This window comes from Epilithonimonas caeni DSM 17710 (genome assembly GCF_000426465.1).
GTDB classification, from domain to species: domain Bacteria; phylum Bacteroidota; class Bacteroidia; order Flavobacteriales; family Weeksellaceae; genus Epilithonimonas; species Epilithonimonas caeni.
The window spans coordinates 116,842-138,172 of sequence record NZ_AUFK01000018.1; the positions used below are offsets into that span (position 1 = coordinate 116,842).

At 38.1% G+C, this 21,331-nt stretch carries 21 protein-coding genes and 2 riboswitches; of the genes, 5 read left to right on the forward strand and 16 right to left on the reverse strand.

Features of this window, described 5'->3' with window-relative positions; translation table 11 throughout:
• Positions 1–9 precede the first annotated feature (9 nt).
• From K319_RS0112275 to K319_RS0112300, 6 genes are all read right to left on the reverse strand, one after another.
• Complete coding sequence (locus K319_RS0112275; protein ID WP_027383867.1) at positions 10–1,188, reverse strand: hypothetical protein; 1,179 nt, start codon at positions 1,186–1,188, stop codon at positions 10–12.
• Positions 1,189–1,300: 112 nt separating this feature from the next.
• Positions 1,301–2,431 carry a YncE family protein gene (locus K319_RS0112280; protein WP_027383868.1) on the reverse strand — a complete coding sequence of 377 codons (1,131 nt, stop codon included), beginning with the start codon at positions 2,429–2,431 and terminating at the stop codon, positions 1,301–1,303.
• Complete coding sequence (locus K319_RS0112285) at positions 2,428–4,443, reverse strand: TonB-dependent receptor (RefSeq protein WP_027383869.1); 2,016 nt, start codon at positions 4,441–4,443, stop codon at positions 2,428–2,430. Before K319_RS0112285 ends, K319_RS0112280 begins: the two co-directional genes overlap by 4 nt.
• Before the next feature lie 110 nt (positions 4,444–4,553).
• A riboswitch (cobalamin riboswitch) is annotated at positions 4,554–4,744 on the reverse strand.
• A 140-nt stretch (positions 4,745–4,884) separates the two neighbouring features.
• A complete protein-coding gene (locus tag K319_RS0112290; RefSeq protein ID WP_027383870.1) occupies positions 4,885–5,220 on the reverse strand; it encodes a nuclear transport factor 2 family protein in 336 nt (111 codons plus the stop codon).
• Between the two features lie 7 nt (positions 5,221–5,227).
• Positions 5,228–6,139, reverse strand: coding sequence for a helix-turn-helix domain-containing protein (locus K319_RS0112295; protein ID WP_027383871.1), 912 nt, complete (start codon positions 6,137–6,139; stop codon positions 5,228–5,230).
• A 13-nt stretch (positions 6,140–6,152) separates the two neighbouring features.
• Complete coding sequence (locus K319_RS0112300; RefSeq protein ID WP_027383872.1) at positions 6,153–6,962, reverse strand: SDR family oxidoreductase; 810 nt, start codon at positions 6,960–6,962, stop codon at positions 6,153–6,155.
• A 208-nt stretch (positions 6,963–7,170) separates the two neighbouring features.
• On the opposite strand from K319_RS0112300, the gene K319_RS0112310 reads away from it, so the two are divergent.
• The 4 genes from K319_RS0112310 to K319_RS0112325 all read left to right on the forward strand — a co-directional run bounded on the left by K319_RS0112310 (position 7,171) and on the right by K319_RS0112325 (position 11,018).
• Entirely contained in the window at positions 7,171–8,127 is a 957-nt protein-coding gene (locus K319_RS0112310; RefSeq protein ID WP_027383873.1) for an SDR family oxidoreductase, read from the forward strand.
• Between the two features lie 264 nt (positions 8,128–8,391).
• Positions 8,392–9,177 carry a helix-turn-helix domain-containing protein gene (locus K319_RS0112315; protein WP_027383874.1) on the forward strand — a complete coding sequence of 262 codons (786 nt, stop codon included), beginning with the start codon at positions 8,392–8,394 and terminating at the stop codon, positions 9,175–9,177.
• Positions 9,178–9,223: 46 nt separating this feature from the next.
• Entirely contained in the window at positions 9,224–10,165 is a 942-nt protein-coding gene (locus K319_RS0112320; RefSeq protein WP_027383875.1) for a helix-turn-helix domain-containing protein, read from the forward strand.
• An 85-nt stretch (positions 10,166–10,250) separates the two neighbouring features.
• Positions 10,251–11,018, forward strand: a complete 768-nt coding sequence (locus tag K319_RS0112325) for an SDR family NAD(P)-dependent oxidoreductase (RefSeq protein WP_027383876.1) — start codon at positions 10,251–10,253, stop codon at positions 11,016–11,018.
• Positions 11,019–11,291: 273 nt separating this feature from the next.
• On the opposite strand, the gene tenA is transcribed toward K319_RS0112325, so the two are convergent.
• From tenA to K319_RS0112360, 7 genes are all read right to left on the reverse strand, one after another.
• Positions 11,292–11,945, reverse strand: a complete 654-nt coding sequence (gene tenA, locus K319_RS0112330) for a thiaminase II (protein WP_027383877.1) — start codon at positions 11,943–11,945, stop codon at positions 11,292–11,294.
• Positions 11,932–12,765 carry a bifunctional hydroxymethylpyrimidine kinase/phosphomethylpyrimidine kinase gene (gene thiD / locus K319_RS0112335; protein ID WP_027383878.1) on the reverse strand — a complete coding sequence of 278 codons (834 nt, stop codon included), beginning with the start codon at positions 12,763–12,765 and terminating at the stop codon, positions 11,932–11,934. The genes tenA and thiD overlap by 14 nt, the downstream gene beginning before the upstream one ends.
• The gene (gene thiE, locus K319_RS0112340) at positions 12,762–13,397 is read right to left on the reverse strand and encodes a thiamine phosphate synthase (RefSeq protein ID WP_027383879.1); all 636 of its coding nucleotides are present in this window, start codon (positions 13,395–13,397) and stop codon (positions 12,762–12,764) included. The genes thiD and thiE overlap by 4 nt, the downstream gene beginning before the upstream one ends.
• The gene (gene thiM / locus K319_RS0112345) at positions 13,394–14,194 is read right to left on the reverse strand and encodes a hydroxyethylthiazole kinase (RefSeq protein WP_027383880.1); all 801 of its coding nucleotides are present in this window, start codon (positions 14,192–14,194) and stop codon (positions 13,394–13,396) included. The genes thiE and thiM overlap by 4 nt, the downstream gene beginning before the upstream one ends.
• 64 nt (positions 14,195–14,258) lie before the next feature.
• A riboswitch (TPP riboswitch) is annotated at positions 14,259–14,352 on the reverse strand.
• Positions 14,353–14,499: 147 nt separating this feature from the next.
• Entirely contained in the window at positions 14,500–14,922 is a 423-nt protein-coding gene (locus K319_RS0112350; RefSeq protein WP_027383881.1) for a cold-shock protein, read from the reverse strand.
• Between the two features lie 313 nt (positions 14,923–15,235).
• A complete protein-coding gene (locus K319_RS0112355; RefSeq protein WP_027383882.1) occupies positions 15,236–16,747 on the reverse strand; it encodes an acyl-CoA dehydrogenase family protein in 1,512 nt (503 codons plus the stop codon).
• 270 nt (positions 16,748–17,017) lie between these two features.
• A complete protein-coding gene (locus K319_RS0112360; protein WP_027383883.1) occupies positions 17,018–17,239 on the reverse strand; it encodes a hypothetical protein in 222 nt (73 codons plus the stop codon).
• A gap of 214 nt (positions 17,240–17,453) precedes the next feature.
• Between K319_RS0112360 and K319_RS0112365 the strand changes: the two genes are divergently transcribed.
• Entirely contained in the window at positions 17,454–18,047 is a 594-nt protein-coding gene (locus K319_RS0112365; RefSeq protein ID WP_027383884.1) for a Crp/Fnr family transcriptional regulator, read from the forward strand.
• 83 nt (positions 18,048–18,130) lie between these two features.
• On the opposite strand, the gene K319_RS21530 is transcribed toward K319_RS0112365, so the two are convergent.
• From K319_RS21530 to K319_RS0112380, 3 genes are all read right to left on the reverse strand, one after another.
• Positions 18,131–18,301, reverse strand: a complete 171-nt coding sequence (locus tag K319_RS21530; RefSeq protein ID WP_027383885.1) for a lmo0937 family membrane protein — start codon at positions 18,299–18,301, stop codon at positions 18,131–18,133.
• Between the two features lie 149 nt (positions 18,302–18,450).
• On the reverse strand, positions 18,451–20,601 hold the full coding sequence (locus K319_RS0112375) for a catalase (protein ID WP_027383886.1): 2,151 nt from the start codon (positions 20,599–20,601) through the stop codon (positions 18,451–18,453).
• Positions 20,602–20,805: 204 nt separating this feature from the next.
• Positions 20,806–21,264 (reverse strand): MaoC family dehydratase, encoded by a 459-nt coding sequence (locus K319_RS0112380; protein WP_027383887.1) that lies wholly within the window; start codon positions 21,262–21,264, stop codon positions 20,806–20,808.
• Between the last annotated feature and the right edge of the window lie 67 nt (positions 21,265–21,331).

Below are 21,331 nucleotides of genomic sequence, written 5' to 3' on the forward strand. Positions count from 1 at the left end.
TGTTGAATTTTATTTTAAATGTAAATCGTAAGCACCAGCAACTTCTGTAGAAACTTCTCCCAGCCAGCCCGCTTCCTGATTGACTCCGGTATAAACTTTCACGAAATCGATTCCGGGAAGTTTGACGTAATTGCCGTTCTTGTCAACTGCCCAAGAGATATCGATGTTGGAAGCTTCGTCATTATTCGGAGCATTGTCCGCGTATCCAAATTCATAGGATTTTCCAACCCAATAAGTTCCGGTTCCACTTTGGTCGTAGTAATTGTTTGCTAACTTAGTTCCCATGAAACTGTAACAAGCATCCGAAATCCATAATGGATAATAACTCTGAATGTGGAAAACATTTTTGGTCTTAAAGCCTGAATTCCCCAAGTTATCTGTCCATTTTATATATTCCACATCGTTTTCCCAATATTCGTTTCCGGGAACTGGCGGTTTGTTTTCATCGGGTTTGAAGTAATTGACCGCGTAATTCTTGGCCGTTGTATTTTTGAAATACTCGCTGCCAGCAATCTCGTACCATTCGTCTTCATCGGGTTTTCCGTTCTTATTCTTGTCATAGGCCACGAGAATAATTCCCGGCTCACAAGAACCTGCACGTTCTTGCGAAGATAGATCGCCCCAAAAAGCATTACCCAAAATTTTGAAATCACGCCCATTCATATTTGGAATCGTGTGGTCGAAACCGAAAGTGACATAGCCTCCAAATCCGCCCAGCGAAATCATCGAAGAATTGGAACCCACCAAGGAGTGTTTCGCTTTCTGAATCATCTGTTCCGAAGTATTTCCGGCAATATATTCAGGAATCTCGTTTATGAATTGTCCCACCGCAGGACGGAAATCAAAAACGTTTGAAATGTATTTGCTGTAAGAAACAGATTCTTTGTTGACAATGATTTTTGAATTGTAAGTTGTCGTTCTTCCATCACTTTCAACCTTCAGAGTTAAAGGATAAGTTTTCGCGAATGGACTAATAAATTCCAAGGTTGAATTCTCTGAAATAACAGAATCATTGACACTCCAAGTGAAAGTTCCTGAAATGTTGGTTAGGATATTCAGGACTTTAAAACGGTCAACTGAGTAAGATTCCGCAAGACTAAATGTATTGTCATCATCATCGTTTTTACAGGAAATTATTCCTATAGTAAACAATGACAATAAAGTAAGTTTTAGAAATTTATGTCTCATTTTTGTTGATTTAATTTTATTAAGATTGTTTGTCATTCCGTAGGAATCTAAACTGCCGAGATTCCTACGGAATGACAATATTGTGTTATATCTCTAAATGCATATCTCATAGCTACTTATACAGAAAAACAAAATGTGCTGGGATGTTTCCGGCTTCGGTTTTCCATTTGAATTTTCCGTTTTTATCAAAGCAATAGACAAATCCCGTGGAAACATAGTTCCGTGCATCGGTCATATAAATGTCTTCTGTGATCGGGTTGACGGCGATTCCGTAAGGCGTTTTGATCGCGTCTACATATTCCTGGTCGATGATCTTGCTGGAGATGATCTGCTCCGTTTTCACATCGATGATGCCGAAAGATTTGGTGTAGGCGTGCGTGTTGTAATTGAACTCGTTGCCATAATAATAGAGTTTGCCGTTCACAATCGTCATCTCGCTGACCGCAATTTTAAAGTCTTTTTTGACCGTTCCGATTTTGGAATCAACTAAAAATAAACTTGACGGAACATTATAATAATCGCCTCTGGAACTCACATACAGATCGCCATCATTATCCTTCGCAATGTGATGAAGATTAATTGCCACATCGATTTTATTAGTTTCAGTAAATGTGTTCAAATCAACGACTGAAACGGTTCTATCATAATTAGGAAAACGATAACCACCTGAGTTTGCCACATAAAGATCGTTCCCGACAATCTGCATTTCTTCAGGCTGATAACCAACCACAACTTCCCTTTTTATGGAAAGCGAAACCGTGTCAATTTCAGCGACTTTTCCAAGTGGCGCATTTGGATTTAGAACAACCGGACCTGCGTAACTTGAAGCATAAACTTTCCCGTCTTTGAACGTGACATATCTGCAATTTTCAAGATTGATGGTTTTGATTCGTTTGGCAGTTTTTGCGTCCAGAACTTCGATTTTGTTGGATACATTGATGACCGCGTACATTTTGCTACCGTAGATTTTGATGTCATTTCCAACATCGCCCAATTCCTTCACCACATCCGGATTGATGCTCGCATAAATATTCCTGTGATATGTTCCAGTTGTGTAATCGAAGAAATCCAAAGTTGCCTTGTTGCTTCCCATATTGCCTTCGTTCAAAAGATAAAACCCTTTGATAGCGGTATTTTCTGGTGGAGCAAGACCTTCTTCAACTTCAGGGCGAACGATTATTTCATCTGTTCTACAAGACATGAGGCAAAGTAAGATCAACATAAAAAAGTTTATTTTCTTCATAATGTAAAGCTTAAAATGAGTTTGAAATTCCGTCCGGGCATTGGATAATTAAGCACCACGTCATAGTATTGATTGAAGATATTATTGACCTCTAAACTGGCTTTGAACTGATTATTTTTCCAATTCATTTTTTTCTGGATCGATAAATCGTGTGTGTACCAAGGCTGGATATAATTGTATTGGATGTTGTTCTGCTGGCCATCGTAACGCTCGCCGACATACATAAAACTGTAATTGAAACTCCAATCCTTGTAATCCGACATCAAAGAAAAAGTTCCGGAATGCCGAGGCGTATAAGGAATTTGGTCACCAAAATAAGTTTCGTTCCTGTCGGAAAAATCTCTCGCTCTTTGAAAGGTGTAACTTACCAAAGGTTTAAGCTTGATGTTCCCAACGAGCAAATCAGCCTGAACATTGACATCTGTTCCGATGATTTCCACTTCGCCAAGATTCAGCATCATCCAGCGGAACATATTTCCGGTTGGTGCCGCGATGATTTTGTTTTTCACTTTGTTAAAATAACCGTCGACTTTTGCATAGAAACTTTGAAGAACCCAGTTCTCAAAAGACTTCTGATACGTGAATCCAAGATTGTACTGATTGGTAAATTCTGGTTTCAGAAAAGCATTTCCGATCATTGTGTAATACAAATCATTAAAAGTCGGCATTCGGAAAATCCGTTTGTAAAAAGCTCTCACCGTAAAATCATTGTAATCAAAAGGCTGATAACTGAGAAAAGCGGCCGGCGTCCATTCGGTTTTGTCCGGCGATTTGGCATTTTTCTCCACATCTTCGTGCACGAAAGTTCCAAGCAGACTTCCTAGGAATTTCAGTTTTTCCCATTGGTAGGTTGTGGCAAAAGCAAGCAACGAAGTGTAACGCGTCGGATACGAAAAGTTGACCAGATCCGCATCCAGATTGTTGTACTGGAAGTCAAAACTGGTGCTGAAATCCCAGTTCTGAGTCACGGAATAAATATTGGAGGAAGACAAATAAATCTCTCTCTGGATGTATTGATTCTGGATTTTTATGGATGAAACCGTATCGATGTAATGTGTGAAATCGTAAGCGAATTTGGCTTTGAACTGCGTTTCTAATTTGGGAAATAACTTCTTTCTGAAATTGGCCTGAATAAAATAATTCTCGTCCACCAACCTTTGTCCTCGTCCATCAAACCGGTTATTGACAATTGCCGCTGGAATGCCACGGTCAGAGAGATAGCCGTAACTTCGGATATTCCAACTTCCGTTATTGATAATGCCGTGAAAACTGGTTTCGAAACGTTTGGCCTTGATGTCGGAATCGAACCGCTTTGCAATCGTGTCATAAGCTGTTGTGCCATCCGGATATTTTTTGTGATAACGGAATCTGTAAATACCATCACTTTGCAAAAATTCTGAACTGAAACTAGCCGAAACTCTGTCCGAAATCTTCTGTTCCAACCGGAAAGAAGGATTGAACAAATCGATAGAACTATTTTTGAGCCTAAGAACGAGATTTGTTTTTTTATTAAATTTAAATTGAGGCGTTTTTGGTTGAAGATAAATCGAACCTGATGAACCAAAATCTCTTGCAGGCTGGAAAATCTCGCTTTTTTGTCCGTTGTAAAGAGAAATTTCCTCGATGTCGTCCAAAGAAAATCTTCCTAGATCGACTAATCCATTTTGCGCATTCCCAAGTTGAATTCCGTCATAGAAGACACCAACATGTTGGCTTCCCATACTTCGGATATTGATGGTTTTCAGTCCGCCAATTCCACCGTAATCTTTGATCTGAACGCCTGAAAAATATCGCAGTGCGTCTGCAACAGATTGACTGTTGAGTCTTTCCAGTTTCTCTCCGGAAATTGTCTGAGCAGGAAGAATCTCTTTGAAATCCTTTTTGTAAACATCAACTTTGAGAATCTCTGTCTCGACCGTATCTTTTCTGGACTGGGAAAAACATAGCGAGGAAGCTGTCACCACTATTGCAACAACTGTTTTATAAAGTCGAAAAGTAAATCGTGTCACCATTAGCTCATATCGAATAATGATGACGCCAATGGATGTAAGAAAGCAATGACAAAGTACAATTTGGATTGTACAAAATCATTGTTGACTAAGCTTTATTCCACGAAAGCGTCAATTATTTTAAACTTCTGGCAGGTCTTCTGACTTACTTCATTTTTGAGATCCTTCCCATCCGCCAAGGCGAACAGTGGATATAATTTTCAAAAACCTTTGTGTGAAGCTTACAGCAGCGGGTCTGCTCCGGATTTTCACCGGATTCCCTATTAAGTGCTTTTTACAGCTCACCAGATTGGCGCAAAGATATATAAAATAGCTTTATAAAAAACTGATGTTGGTCATTTGATTGAAATTCAATACAAAACCTGATAATCTATTATAAATTAACTTTAAAACAAAAAACAGTGATAAGAATTCTCATCACGATCATAAATTCCAGGTGATGATCTAATGAATCAAATCTGCCTTTACAAACGCAATTTTATCATTTTTAAAAATAAAATCAAAACTTCCTCCAATTTTACCTTCCGGAAAATCACCTGTGAATTCTACTTCCAGATAAGCGGAATTTTCTTTGATTTCTAATTTTCTCAATTCTGTTTGAGTTTGATAACCTATAAAATAACTTTCGAAATAATCTTTGATTCCGTCGTGACCAATAAATTTTCTTCCAACTGACGGGTCATCTAAAATGGCATCTTCCAGATAAAATTCCAGATATTTTTCGGTGTCGTAACTGTTGCTGACTACAATCCAATCGTTGATAAACTTTTCTATATTCATTTTAAAATTAGTTATGATAAAAACCTTGTTTGAATTGCACAGGCGTCTGGCTGGTTTTATTTTTGAATAACTTGTTGAAAGACTGAGGATGCTCGAAACCCAGTAGATAAGCAATTTCTGCGACAGAAAGCTGAGTTGTAGTGAGGTAATCTTTGGCCTTTTCGATGAGTTTCTCATGGATAAGTTGCTGGGCGTTTTGTCCCGTTAAAGAACGAAGCATATCGCTCAGATATCTTGGGGAAAGACTGAGTTTGGCCGCTAAAAATTCGACCGTTGGCAAACCTTTATTCAAACCTTGTTCCTTGTCGAAATAAACATTTAAAAGCTCTTCGATTTTTGAAAGTAAATCGTTGTTTACAGCTTTTCTGGTAATGAATTGCCGCTTGTAGAAGCGGTTGCTGTAATTGAGCAGAACCTCTATGTGTGAAATGATGACATCCTGACTGAAATCGTCAATCGTGTTATTCAGTTCTTCCTTGATATTATCAAAAACCGAAAAAATCATCTGCTTTTCTTTGTCCGATAAAAACAGGGCTTCGTTCGCCGAATAAGAGAAAAATCCGAAGCTTTTAATTCGGGTTGCCAATGAATAGTTTCTCAGAAAATCGGGATGGATCAACAGAGTCACACCTTCATACTCCATATCATCCATGCTTGTGGAAAGCAGTTGATTCGGGGCCGTAAAAACCATTCCGCCTTCATCAAAATCGTAATAGCCTTGTCCGTAACCAATTTTACCTTTCAGAGTTTTCTTGTAAGAAATTTTGTAGAAATTGAACAGAAAATGCTGGTTCAAAAGATCATCCTCAACAATCATATTCGTATTATCGTTAATGCTGATCAAAGGATGAACAGGCTTACCAAAATTCAACATCTCATGGAGCCGGGATATAGAATCTACTTTTATCGGATTATTCATTTCTTAATTTTTTTTAGTTGAGCAAATTTCCAAAAACCATCTGTTTCATCTCCTGAACTGCCGCCTCTGAACCGATTTCCAAACGACGGTTGTACAACTGGTTGGCAAATTCTCCCGTCACATATCTCAACTGGTTTTTCCCGTCTGTGGCAGCTTCATAAACCACATCTGCAATCCACTCCACAGGTTCGAAGTTATCGGGATTCATCAGCCCAAATAATTTCTGCATTCCATCTTCATAAGCGGGATGATTGGCAATGGCTAAAGATTCTCCTGCAAAATTAGTTTTAATTCCGCCCGGCGCAATAGTTTTTATCCCTACATTATGCAAAGACAGTTCAAAAGACATACTTTCGCTCCAGCCTTCCAAGGCCCATTTTGTAGCGTGATAAAGCGAATCCAAAGGAAAAGTCAACAGTCCGCCAATTGATGTCGTGGTAATGAATAATCCGTTTCTGTTTTTTCTGAAATAAGGAATGAAAGCCTGCGTCACACGAATCACGCCCAATAAATTGGTGTCTAATTGTTTCACGATCTGTTCGTCTGTCAAAGCTTCCAAAGCACCAATCAGACCGTAACCGGCATTATTGAAAACCACGTCGATAGTATGAAGTTCAATCGCCTTTTTTACCGTTTCCTGAATCTGCTCCAGATTGGTAACGTCCAACGGAAGTAAGGTTACATTTTCCAATTGGGAAAGTTCGGTTTCTTTTTCGGGACTTCTCATCGTTGCGATGATGTTCCAACCTTTTGACTGAAATAATTTGGCAGTAGCTTTCCCTAATCCTGAAGAAGCGCCTGTAATGAAAATTGTTTTTTGCATTGTAAATTTTGTTTAAATTTTATAATACAAATGTCCGCAGAAGCGCAGATGGAAATGTTGCCAAAATGAGTTTGGTTGTAGCCAAAATGACGGAAAATATTTTCACTTAAATTTTAATCTGAACTTTTCAACAAACAAAATTTGAACTTTACAACAAAGTAATACGAAATTTTATTGTGGAATTTTGCATTAAATAAATTTAGACAAAATGAAAAATAAAACAATATTAGTAACCGGAGCCACGGGATTCGTAGGTGTTCACACCATTCTTCAATTATTACAAAAAGACTATCTGGTAAAAACAACACTTCGTTCTTTATCAAAAAAAGATACCGTGATCAACGCTTTGAAAGAAGGTGGAATTTCCAATTTTGAAAATTTAGATTTTTTTGAAGCCAGTCTTACTGAGGACAAAGGATGGGATGAAGCAGTAAAGGATTGCGATTACGTTCTGCACATTGCATCGCCATTTCCCGTACAAGAACCAAAAGATGAAAACGAATTGATAATTCCGGCCCGGGATGGTGCTTTGCGTGTTTTGAAGGCAGCCAAAAGAGCCGGTGTAAAACGTGTTGTGCTGACTTCTTCTTTTGCTGCAGTTGGCTACAGCATTAATATCGATGGTCATATTTTCACAGAAAAAGACTGGACGGACACCAATATTCCACTTCCTGCCTACATCAAATCGAAAACCGTTGCAGAAAGAGCTGCTTGGGATTTTATAGAAAATGAAGGGAAAGGTTTGGAAATTTCTGTTATCTGTCCGGTCGGAATTTTTGGTCCTGTTTTAGGTGAAATCACTTCAGCCTCGTTAGATATTGCCATTATTGGAATTCTAAACGGGACCACCAATCAAAGCGGTAATTTTACAATGGGCGTTGTAGATGTGCGTGATGTTGCAGACCTTCACATCAAGGCGATGGAAAGTCCGGAAGCTGCAGGAGAAAGATTTTTGGCAAATTCAGACGGTGTAATGAGCTTCTATGATGTTGCAGAATTAATCAAAAAAGAAAGACCCGAAAAGTCTGCAAACATTGCAAAAATGGATAAAACAGCACCTGAATTTTATAAAGAAATGTCTAATGAAAAGGCAAAAACCATCTTGGGCTGGATACCAAGAAGTCGTGAAGAAGCGATATTATCTAGTGTTGACAGCTTAAAATGATCTCTTGCCACGAATACATAAATTAAATAAGCCAAGAGTATCATTCATGCATTTGTGGCATTAACAAATTAGTCACGTTGTATATATCTTCCAATTAAAATTTGTGGGTGGATATAAATTTTGTAAATTAATTTCACAAAAAACACAACTGATATCAACAATTATTTAAAAGATGGGAGCTATGCAACAAACCCACATAATGATATTTTATAATAGAATAAATAATTCGTGTATTTGTGGCGCAAAAAAAACAGAATCATCCAAATGAAATTTAACAACATCCAGTCATGTCATTTAGGTCCGGAAATATCTCCCGAACAATTTATTCCGGAGCATTTTTTTATTGTTTTGACGAAGGGTTCCATGGTAGCTTTTGACGGAAATAAAACCTATCAGCTATACGAAGGAGAGTATTACATTGTCCGAAAAAACCATCTGATAAGATATACAAAGCATAAAATCAACGGCGCTTTCGAGAAAATAATCATCACTTTTGACGAAGTATTTCTGAAAAGATTTCTACAAAAAAATCATTATTCTACAAAGCCATTTTCAAATGATAATTCGTTTTTGGAGGTCGAAGAAAATCTGCTGATTCAGAATTTCATACAATCTTTAGCACCATATTATGCCGATGGTGAAAAAATTGATGAAGAATTTTCTGATATCAAGAGGGAAGAACTATTATTGATCTTGTTAAAGAATGATCCTGACCTGGCGAATGTATTCTTCAACTTCGGAGCACCTGAAAAAATTGATCTGGAAGAATTTATGCTGCGCAACTTTCGATTCAATATTCATCTTGAAAGATTTGCTTATTTAACGGGAAGAAGTCTGTCGTCTTTTAAACGTGATTTTCAGAAAATATTCGGAATGAACCCCGGAAGATGGCTGATACAGAAGCGATTGGAAGAAGCCCATTTTTTGCTTCAGAATGAGAAACGAAAACCCAATGATATTTATTTGGATCTAGGATTTGAAGATCTATCACATTTCTCTTTTGCCTTCAAAAAAGAATTTGGAATATCGCCGAGTGAAGTTCCGACTTGAAGATTTTATAATTAAAAAAAATCATATCTTTGATTTTTACAAACCAATGAGTTCGATAACCATCAAAGAATTTTATCAGGATATTTTGGGAGACACCTGTCCTGACATCAATCAATTCCTCAATGAAAACATCCATAAGGATATTGGTCATTTCAACATTTTTGATATTTCTGAAATCTACAGAACCTGCAAATCGAAAACCGAAATGCCTTACAACAGGAGAACTTATTACAAAATAAGCCTGATAAACGGCAGGAATAAAGTAGAATACGCAGATAAAACCATTGAGATTGAAGATTGCGCCGTTCTTTTTGCCTCTCCGAAAATCCCTTACAATTACACGCATCTCTGTACCGATCAATCGGGACATTTCTGTGTTTTCACCAAAGATTTCTTACCCACTTCGAAGATCGGATTGGAACTTGACCTGCTTCCTGTCTTCTCGGCTCAGAGCGATTTTATTTTTCAAATCTCGACAGAACAATTTCATCAATTCGAAGCAATATTTTTGAAAATGCACGGAGAAATCAAGTCTGATTATACTTACAAGTATGATCTTCTTAGAAACTACGTAATGGAATTGATACATTTTGGTCAGAAATTACAGCCGATTTTACCTGTTGAAAATAACAAGACCGCCGCTTCCAGAACCACTACTCTTTTCATTGAATTATTAGAAAGGCAGTTTCCTATTGAAAACATCAGCCAGTTGCTACAACTGAAGACACCTGCAGATTTTGCAGGAATATTAGGGGTCCACGTTAATCATCTCAATAGAGTTTTAAAAGAAACAACAGGAAAAACCACCGGCGAGATCATCGGAAGCCGGATTTTCCAGGAAGCAAAATTATTGCTTGCACAAACACAATGGAACATATCTGAAATCGCTTTTACACTAGGCTTTGAGGAAGTAGCACATTTTTCCAACTTCTTCAAGAAACACAGCAAACAATCCCCACAACATTACCGGGAATTATTGATTGTTTGATTTTCACAAATTTTAATTTGATTTATACAAATAATCCGATCCTGAAATTCTTCAACTTTGTATCATTAATTAAAAACATTAAACAATGTCAAACAATCAAAGTAAAATAGCATTAGTAACCGGCGGAAGCCGTGGATTGGGCAAAGATTCAGCTTTACAATTAGCGAAAAAAGGATTCGACCTTATTATCACATACCAAACAAAAAAAGAAGCGGCAGATGAAGTGGTAAAAGAAATCGAAAATATCGGACAAAAAGCGTACGCATTGCCTCTGGATATTTCTTCAACCGCAGGTTTCGACCAATTTGTAACAGAAGTGAAACATATTTTGGACACCCAATTTGCTTCTGGAAAATTAGATGCTCTGGTAAATAATGCCGGAATCGGTATCAATCAAAGTTTTGAAACGACGACTGAAGAAACCTTGGATGCAATGACGAATATCCATTTCAAAGGACCTTACTTCTTAACTCAAAAATTATTACCATTACTGAATGACGGAAGCAGCGTAGTAAACACTTCTTCTGGTCTGGCAAGATTCTCATTTGCAGGATATTCCGCTTATGGAGCGATGAAAGCAGCGATAGATTCCCTGTCAAGATATCAGGCATTGGAGTTGGGAAGCAGAAAAATAAGAGTGAATTCTATTGCGCCGGGTGCTATCGAAACCGATTTTGGTGGTGGAGCTGTACGTGACAGTAAAGAATACAATCAGTTGGTGTCATCTCAAACGGCGCTAGGAAGAGTCGGTTTGCCTGATGATATCGGAAGTGTGGTTGCCTTCCTTTGTTCGGATGATTCTAAGTGGATCAATGCACAAAGAATAGAAGTTGCAGGAGGATTTAGAATTTAAAGACGCTTTGGCAGGAGATCAAAATTGTTTATGATTTGTTATCTGCTAAATCGGGATAAGCTAAAATTATAAAAGTCCGTCCGACGAATCTGTTGGGCGGACTTTTGCGTAAGGGATAGTAGCGGCATCCTTTTTTGTCATTGCGATAGTCGAAAAGTTCAAGAAATTGCTCCACGTCGTTCGCAATGACAAAAAGATACAGCGGATAGCCCGACCCGCTTGTGTTTTTGATTGGGATTTGGCGTTGGCAAAACGCAAAGGGATACGCCCGGATCATTCCCAAACCTTCAGATCATAAGCAGCTTGCCAAAACTGAAATTCCAGACGTGAAGCTGTAATAAATGCTTCATTCATCCAGATCCTTATTTCGGGAGTTGTGTTTTCAGCCGCTTTGTTGCAAATGTCGACAGCGGTTTTAACGGCAACGGCAAAATCCTCTCCGCCGTAAGTATCAATCCAGCTTTGATAAGGATTTTCTGATGCTTGTTCAACAAGATCCAGAATATGATCTCCGACTTCCTTATAGATCCAAAAACAAGGCAAAGTCGCAGCCAAAGCCACTTCCACTGGTTCAAAAGCGGCCGTACTTCTCAAAAAGTGAATGTAATGATGACAAACGGGTTGTAAAATTCCTTTTTCCGAAATTTCAAATTCTTTAAAATACGATTCGTGCAAAGCATTTTCCACAACTATCGCATTTTCGGCAAATCTCATATAGGCCAAAGCATCTTCAATCTCATGTGCCTTGCTGCCAATTAAAGCCAAAGTTCTTCCGAAATGTTCGAGATACAATGAATCCTGTGCAATGTAAAATTGGAATCTCTCTTTGTCTAAAGTTCCGTTTGACAGCTCTTTGAGAAAAGGCATTTCAATAATGTCCTTGTAGATATTTTCAATTGATTTCCAGGCGTTTTCAGACCAATTCATTTTTGATTAGTTTTTGTGGGTTAAAAAAGTGATTCAGAGGACCATTCCCTTGTCCGGTCTGTACGTCGCTTCCTTTGAGAATAGCTTCTGAAACGTAGTTTTGGGCCAAAGCCACAGCTTCATCCATAGATTTTCCGCGGGCAACAAAAGAGGCAATTGCAGATGATAGTGTACAACCCGAACCGTGTGTATTTCTGGTATTTAATTTTACCGATTCAAAAGTTTGGTAATCGTCCTTATCATTGTACAAAAGGGATGTAATTATTTCAGTGGTTTGATGACCGCCTTTCAACAGAATGTGTTTACAGCCTAATTTTTTGATGAATTCTCCTGCAATTTTCATATCGTTCAAAGTCTTCACTTCCCTGTTTGCCAATATTGCCGCTTCATCCATATTCGGGGTAATAATATCTGAAATCGGGAATAGCTTTTCAATAATCGTCTGAATGGTTTCTTCCTCAATTAGCCGATGCCCGCTTGTCGCAACCATTACAGGGTCAAAAACAATCGGTACTTTTTTATATTTGCCCAAAGTCTTAACAATGGTTTCGACCAACTCTGGTGTGTGGACCATCCCGATTTTGATGGCGTCAGGAAAAATGTCGTCCAAAATAGATTCGATCTGTTCTGAAACAGCCTCAACGGGAATCGGGAAAATATTCCGAACGCCCATCGTATTCTGAACCGGCAATGCTGTTAAAACAGAAGTTGCGTAACATCCCAAGGCGGAAATAGTTTTTATATCAGCCTGAATTCCTGCGCCTCCGCTTCCGTCGAAACCGGCAATCGTGAGAACTGATGGATATTTGTATTTTGTCATTTCAAGATTTCGTTTTTTAGGTTAAAAGCGGCTTTTTGAGGATTGCCAGCACTGCAGATCTCTGAAACTACCGCAATACAATCTGCACCTGCCTCCATCACAGCCTTAGCATTTCTTAAGTGAATATTCCCAATGGCAACCAATGGTTTTTCCGTCAGTTTCCTGATTTTCATCAATCCTTCCAATCCCCATTCTGTGACGGTATCGGTTTTAGTACCCGTCCTGAAAACCGGGCTGACTCCCAAATAATCCGAGACTTTGGTTTCCTGATTTTCAAGCTGTGTCAAATACTCAATAGAATAGCCGATCATTTTATTTTTTAAAGAATTTTCCCGTAGTACAGTTGGTTGTGTATCATTATTCCCGACGTGAATTCCGAAAGCATCAATCTCTCTGGCAACGAAAGCATTATCATTGATAATTAAAGGAATTCCATATTTATCGGTGATTTCTTTTAAACGAATTGCTTTTTCCAGAAAATCTACATCCGAAGCTTTTTTCTCACGCAACTGGATGATATCTACCCCACCCAGAATCGCTTGTTCGGCAACTTCAAGAAAGTTGCGACCTTTGCAATCAGCTTCAGAAATCACGAGATACAATTGATAAGGAAATGATTTTATCAAACTCATTTTTTAGAAACATTTACGTTTTCAAAAAATTCCTTTTCGGAAATATTGTACAGTTTATCCAAAATATTCATCTGAAGACTTCCCGGTCCTTTTGAGATTTTTTCCGACAGTTCTCCTGCGATTCCAAGAAGAGCCATCGCCGCAACGGTGGATTCGGTTTTATTTTCAGAAACTCCGGCAAAGGCTCCAACAATTGCCGAAGCGGAGCAACCCAAACCTGTTACTTTGGTCATTAACGGATGTCCGTTTTCAACAAAATAAGTTTCCTTATCATCAATAATAATATCCGTAGCTCCTGAAATACAGACTACAGACCGATATTTCTCAACAAGACTTTGAGCTGCAAAAACAGCTTCATTACTTTCTGCCGTACTGTCGACTCCTTTTGTAATTGTTTTATTGGCTTTTGCCAAAGCGATGATCTCCGATGCATTTCCTCTTATAACGGTTGGATTGAACTGTAAAAGCTTTGCTAAAACCTCATCCCTGAAAGAAGTTGCGCCAGCCCCGACCGGGTCTAAAACCCACGTTTTTTTTGTACGATGCGCTTCTTCTGCGGCAATCAGCATTGATTCAGACCAATCTTCGTCAAGTGTTCCGATATTGATGACCACAGCATTTGAAATGGCAACCATTTCTTTGATTTCAGATTTTGCGTGGGCCATGATCGGAGAAGCTCCGACTGCCAACAATGCATTGGCGGTATTATTCATGACCACAAAATTGGTCATATTGTGTACAAGTGGCGATTGATCTTTTACAGATTGAATGTAATTATTCCAAAGGTTGTTTTCCATTTACTTATAAATTAATTTAAATAGGCTTTAGGAAAACAAATAGAATAAGAAAGAAAGCATCAAAAGATGCATTCCTGCTTTTCCCTACGTCGGTGTTAGCCGTATCAGGTTCAAAGGGACTCTCTCAATTCTTTTTCAGAATACCCCTAAAGCGTGGAACAAAGATACAAATGTTCCTTGTTTAAAATAAATTTTAAGTTGAAAAAAAACAATACTTGTTAATTGAGCATAAAAAAACCGGGATAACCCGGTTGAATATTGTAATTGCTATATAAAAGATCCCAAAATGGATTGCCCTTATTTTATTATTTTACCAGCTCAATATTAACTGCAGAAAACCCTTTTGGAGACCTTTCTTTTTCGAAAGATACTTTGTTACCTTTTTTTATGGGCACCGCACAGTTGTTACTATGGAAAAAGATATTTTCGTTGGTTTTATTTTCTGTGATAAAACCATAACCTTTGTCACTAACAAAAGTTACAATTCCCGTCTTCACAGCTTCTTCAGCTTCTATAGGAGCTGCTCCTAACTGAATGTTGTCCAAATCAACCTCTAATCTTTCTTCCGGTGGTGTAGAAGTCAGCCTTCCGTATGCATCCACATACATGAATTCGGTTTCTTTTCCTTTGTCATTATTAGTTTTACGCTCCTCGCGACGAAGTGCTTTGTCTTTTTGTTTCTGAAGTTTTTTCTTGAAGTTTTCTTTTTTTGAGAAAGAATCTGCCATAAATTATTTGTTATTATTTTAAATTAATGTTCTGAAATTGAATTAAAATGAATTCAGAATAAATCTTCATTAATGGAATTTGAAAATCGATTCCTAATAAGATTAAAAAGTTATTCTGTTTCTACTATCCAGAAGTTGTGTCGCCAATAAAAACATTAGCCAAGGCCGAGAACACAAAATAAAAGAGAATGTTGCATCAGCAGATACAGAAAACCGTTTAGAAATTATGTTACAAATATACGACAAATTTATGAGACACAGAAAATGCCTCCAAAATTAGAGGCATCACCTTTATCTATGATCTGAATTTGAATCAGAAAAAGTCCATCCAATCACTTTTTTCACTCGTATCGCAGATCGCATTGATATTTCTATGATGATTCATAGATGCAATAAGCGTTACAACTTCCTGCCTTACAATTTCTATCGAGTTATCTGTCAGCTCCTGATTGAAACCGGCATCATTCAGCTCTGTCAAATCATTTACTGTAACAATTCTTGAAATGATTTTCCCCAGGTCGATCATTTTTCTTTGAGAAAGTGGTGCATTAATAGTAAAATTCAATTCCTTTGAATACAACTTAGCAGCATCCTTAGTAATTTCATTAATAGAAAGATAATCAGCCAGATTATCCATCTTCTTCTTTTTCATATCTTTTAAAACACCTTCAGAGATCTGCGTATAGAGCATTTCATTAGAACCTTCAAAAATCTGAAAAGGACGACTGTCCATAATACCTCTTCCACCGATATGACTTAATCTATAACCTTTGGCTCCGGACAATTGCACCAAAATCTGGGCAGCTTCCTGCATCATATCTGTCACAAAAGCCTTCATACTGTTTGCATGAACTCCGCTTCCGGATACATCTTTGTCAATCCCACTTATAAGTGTACTTTTTGCGCACATTGCCGAAGAAAGGGTAAAGAATGACTGCAATTTTGCCAATTGATACTGAACCTGATCCAGTGAGAATAAGTTGGAAGCTCCAACAATTCTCTCTTTACATTGGGTCATCGCTTCTTCCATCATTCTTTTTAAGAATCCCATTCCCATTCCCGGAAACTGCAATCTACTTCTGTGAAGCAGATCCAACATCAGTTTAAGACCCGTCGATTCCGGAATCAGTTTATTTTCTTCGGGAACTTTGATATCAAGTTTGTTAAGACCGTAAGGGATCATATATAAGCCTGCATTGTCATAATATTCCTGAACTTCGATATTTTGTTCCGGCTTATGCGTATCTGCTATAAAGAAATCAACGTCTCTCGCAAGATTACCATCGGAATTGACATTTCTGGATGTTACCAACCAATAGTTGGCCAAACCTGTAAGACCTTGCCAGTGTTTTGTTCCTTTGATGTGGTATTTGCGATCTTTAAGTTCGTTCTGAGTTCTCATACTAAGAGCATCGCTTCCATAATCCGGCTCTGTAATCATCAATCCGCCCATTGCCCCAAAATCCAAGAAATGTTTGAAAATGTCACCTTTGATAATATTATTACCATATTTTGCCAAAGGTTCAAGGAACAAAGCTATATTGATCCCAAATGTAAGGGACAACGGTAGTGACTCATAAGAAGCAGCAGAAAGGATACCTAAGCATTCTTTTACCTTCACACCTCTTCCACCGAATTCTTTCGGGATAGCAACAGAAAGTGGCTTCAAGTTCATTATCTCTTTCCAGACATTGGGAGGCAGGCCTCTGGAGAGACTAAGCTGATCGATGTTTTCTTTTTGAAACAAAGAGCCCAAAGAAGCTTTGAAACGAGAAAGGAATTCTCCATATGAAACTGTGGGAAAATCTAATGCTACTGCATTCATAACTATATAGAATAAACTGCTGTATGCCATTTATACAACAAAAATTAAAGTGAAGCGAATGGCCACCGAATTTAATCACATTAAAATCAGCAGCTTCACACGTATATTATAACGCTTCAAAGATACTATTAATTATCTATAGTTAATTTAGAAATCTTCACCAATTGAAAAGAGATCCTAATTCTATAAGGTTTTCTTAGTAATCTTATTGATTCAAGTAACTGCTGTCAGGATCTCTATAAATCCGGAAGGAACCTTTACGATTAAAACCTATCTTACAGAATCTCTTCTGCCGCCAGGTGTCGTTTTACTACTGTCTGACACAGGTCCGGAAGCAGAAGTTGTCGTACTATCTGTCTGTGGCGCAGGATTTGGGATTGCGACGGTACTGTCAGAAGTCAGGAGGTCATTAGGCATCGAATTTTCGGTAGTGTCTTTTTTTGAACAACTAATGATGAATAGAACGATCATCGGTAAGAATAACTTTTTCATAATAATTTATTTTTAGGTATTCTTCAAAGTTACCGCAATCGAAGTCTAAAACTTATGACCTGCATCATAATAAAGAAATAGGTTGTCGATTAATTTCGCATACCGAAAACAGGACTTAAAAGGATACGAGAAGCTAATTGGCATAGGATTTATTATATATTGAGCTAATTGCCTCCTGATTAATTCATTAAACCAAACTAAATATCATAATAAAATGATCGCGGAAGAAATACTATTATCATACGGTGCAGAATTTGAAAATTTCAAACGTGGCGACATTATTTTCAGTGAAGGAGATTCCCCAAAATATTATTATCAGATCGTAAAGGGACGGATAAAGCTCAATCATTATAATGAAGCCGGAAAAGAATTGATATTAGCAATTCTTCAGCCAGGGCTAAGTGTTTGCGAACTCTTGCTTTTTATTGATAAAAAATACCCAGTGAATGCCGTGGTTTTTGAAGAAAGTACTGTACTGAAGTTGTCAAAGGCAAAGTTTATAAAAATGCTGGATGACCATCCCAGGCTTTCAAGAGATGTTAATAAGTTCCTCTCGGAACGGCTATATTACAAATTTGTAATGTTGGAAAACAATGCTTCTCTGCAGGCAGATGTCAGGATCAAAGGTGTTTTGGACTATCATAAAAGTTTCAGTCCGGACAGGAGTATGTATTCTTATCAGGTTCCATTGACCAGACAACAGCTGGCCTCGATAACTGGGCTACGAGTGGAAACTGTTATCCGAACTATTAAAAATCTCGAGAAGCAGGAGCTGCTTAAGATCATAGACAGGAATATTTATTATTAATTAAGATCATAAAAAAAACAGAGATCCCACTTGTGAAAGCGGGATCCTCTTTTTGAAAATTTAAATTTATATGTAATTATCAATTAATCAAGCGGTTTTCTGCCCGATATAATATTGTAAAGCACAACCACAACTGCTATTACCAACAGCACGTGTACCAAATATCCAGTACTCAGGCCTTCGATCACACCGAGCATTCCTAGAAGCCAAATGAAGATACAAAGCGCTGCTACTAACCATAATATATTTTTCATAAATAAAATTTTATAAGTTCAAATTGTTGATTTTCCAATTACATCAGGGATCCAGAACGACTTTTACACACCCATACTTCCGATCTCATCCGTGGTTTGTATGTGCTTTTCCATAATATAATTCTAATGTTTATGATGTGACCTGATTTCTATGCCGGATTATTTCTATCCTTTTCCAATTCCCAAACACGGTGATTGGCTATGGCCTTGATGAAAGATTCATCAGAATTATTGCTTTCCGAAGTAATGATCGCCGGATCTTCGTGCTTTTTACTTTTCACGTTGCTTGCATTATAAATCCCATCTGTTTCTTTTCCAAAATAGATCGCTTTACAATGTTTATAAGCTTCGTTCACAAATAAAAGTGTTCCCGGCTTGTTATCCTCATTCATCAGGTTTTCTGCAGAATTCTTACCACTACACAAATACAAAGCATCAAAGCATACGCTGGCTGTACTTGTAAGAGAATGTTTCGGCTCGAAAGTCGTTCCGTCGTCCGCTTTTACAGGCGCAAGACTTCCGGCAATGATCTGTACAACGGCTTCTTCTTTTTCAAGTTCTGATTTCAACTTTTTTACATCCTTAGCATTCACGCCATTTTCCATAATAAAGCCGATCACACGGCTTTTTATGGTATCCTTAACCGTATTTTTCATACTCAAAGCATCAGAGCTTTTAGTTAAAGGTTCTTTTTCAGGACTTTGCAACGTTTTTGGATCGGCATCTGCAGGGATACTTCCGTTAGGTTGTTGTAATTTGGTTACATCGACACCTACTTTTTTAGCAACCAGTAATGCTAATTCTTTATTTATAAAATTTAATTGACCAACGACTCTCTCACGGATCGCAGGAATCGTTACTTTTGATAATTCAAAGATCAATGCATTCTGAAGGTGTGTTTTCTCAGGTTCCGACTGGCTGTTATAAAATAATTTAGCCTGAGAATAATGGTCCACAAAACCTTGGCTTCTTGCTCTGATTTTCTGTCCATCCACTCGTTCTTCCTGTGAAGTAAAACCACCGTCTTTCATCATCGCCTGGAATGGGCAGCCACCACCAATGGTATTTGGTTCATAGCTTACTTTCCCTTTGACGACCTGTTGGCGCATATGTCCGTCACGTTGATTATTATGAATCGTATTGATCGATCTGTTAATCGGGATTTCGTGGAAATTCGGTGATCCTAATCTTGATAACTGTGTATCTGTATAAGAAAACAATCTGCCTTGTAGAAGCGGGTCATTCGTAAAATCTATCCCCGGAACCAAATGTCCCGGGTGGAAGGCGATCTGTTCTGTTTCTGCAAAAAAGTTATCCGGATTCCTGTTCAGAGTTAAAGTTCCGACCAATTCTACCGGCACTTCTTCTTCGGGGACCAGTTTGGTAGGATCGAGCAGATCGAAATCAAATTTATGCTCATCCTCTTCAGGAATAATTTGTACTCCAAAATCCCATTCCGGGAAAGCTCCGTTTTCAATGGCCTCCCAGAGATCTCTTCTGTGAAAATCCGAATCTTTTCCTGAAATTTTAGTCGCTTCATCCCAAGCTACGGAATGAACACCCAATTTTGGTTTAAAATGAAATTTCACAAAATGCATTTTTCCTTTATCATTGATAAATTTAAACGTGTGAACACCAAATCCCTCCATCATTCTGTAACTTCTCGGAATTGCCCTGTCACTCATTGCCCACATGATCATATGCATGCTTTCCGGCATCAGGGAAATAAAATCCCAAAAAGTATCGTGTGCAGATGCAGCCTGTGGAATGGCATTATCCGGTTCGGGTTTTACAGCGTGGATCAGGTCAGGAAATTTCATCGCATCTTGTATAAAAAACACAGGAATATTATTTCCGACCAAATCATAGTTCCCTTCTTCCGTATAAAATTTAATGGCAAAACCTCTTACGTCTCTGGCAAGATCCGTGCTTCCTGCACTTCCTGCAACGGTAGAAAAACGCACAAAAACAGGGGTTTCTTTACCTTCTTCGGACAAAAACTTTGCTTTGGTGTATTTGGCCAGGCTTTTATTGATCTTAAAAACTCCGTGTGCTCCGGAGCCGCGTGCGTGTACAATTCTTTCCGGAATTCTCTCGTGATCAAAATGTGTGATCTTTTCTCTCAGAATAAAATCTTCCAACAGACTCGGTCCTCTTTCCCCTGACTTCAAAGAATCTTGATTATTGTTGATTTTTAATCCCTGGTTGGTCGTTAGCATCTCACCAGAGTTGTCTGTTGTGTGATCCTGGAGTTGATCGACTTTAATATTCGTACTTTTTTCATTTTTACTATTTTTCATACTAACTTATTTTGATTTTTATTCTTTATTGATCTTTAAAGATTGTTGGCTTGGTATAACTCAAAGATAGAATGAAGTTCGAAAATGGTTTATGATTTGAGTCATAACACTCAATTAAGTGACGATTCAGAAGGATTGACATCCTTGGTACTATAGATTCTATAGGCAAGGATTTTCAGTATCAACGAAAAAAAAGACTTTTCTTTATTTGAAATGATAGAGAAAGACCACATCACCAGTGTACGCAGGTTTAGACTCGCCCTTGATCATGAGCTTGGCCCCGACAATAACTTTGACCGTACCACGCAGATCTTTAACAGATCTGATCGTGGCCTGAAGCGAAACTTCGGAATCTACTTTTACAGGAACACCAAATCTGAAATTTTCTATCCCATAATTGATCTCAAGACTTACATTCTTTACTTCAACGATCTGCTTCCAAAGATAAGGAATGAGGGACAGCGTCAAATAGCCGTGCGCTATCGTTGATCTGTAAGGCCCTTCCGCCAATGCTTTCTGATGATCTACGTGTATCCACTGATGGTCCAATGTGGCATCTGCAAATCTGTTGATCTGAGCCTGATCGATGGTATGCCAGGAAGAGCTGCCAACCATAACTCCCTCCAGCGATTTATATTTTTCGTAATTGTTGATGATAACCATTAAGCATTACTTGATTTAATTATTGATAAGTCTTCAGGAATTCAGTTAATTGACCGGCATAGGCGTC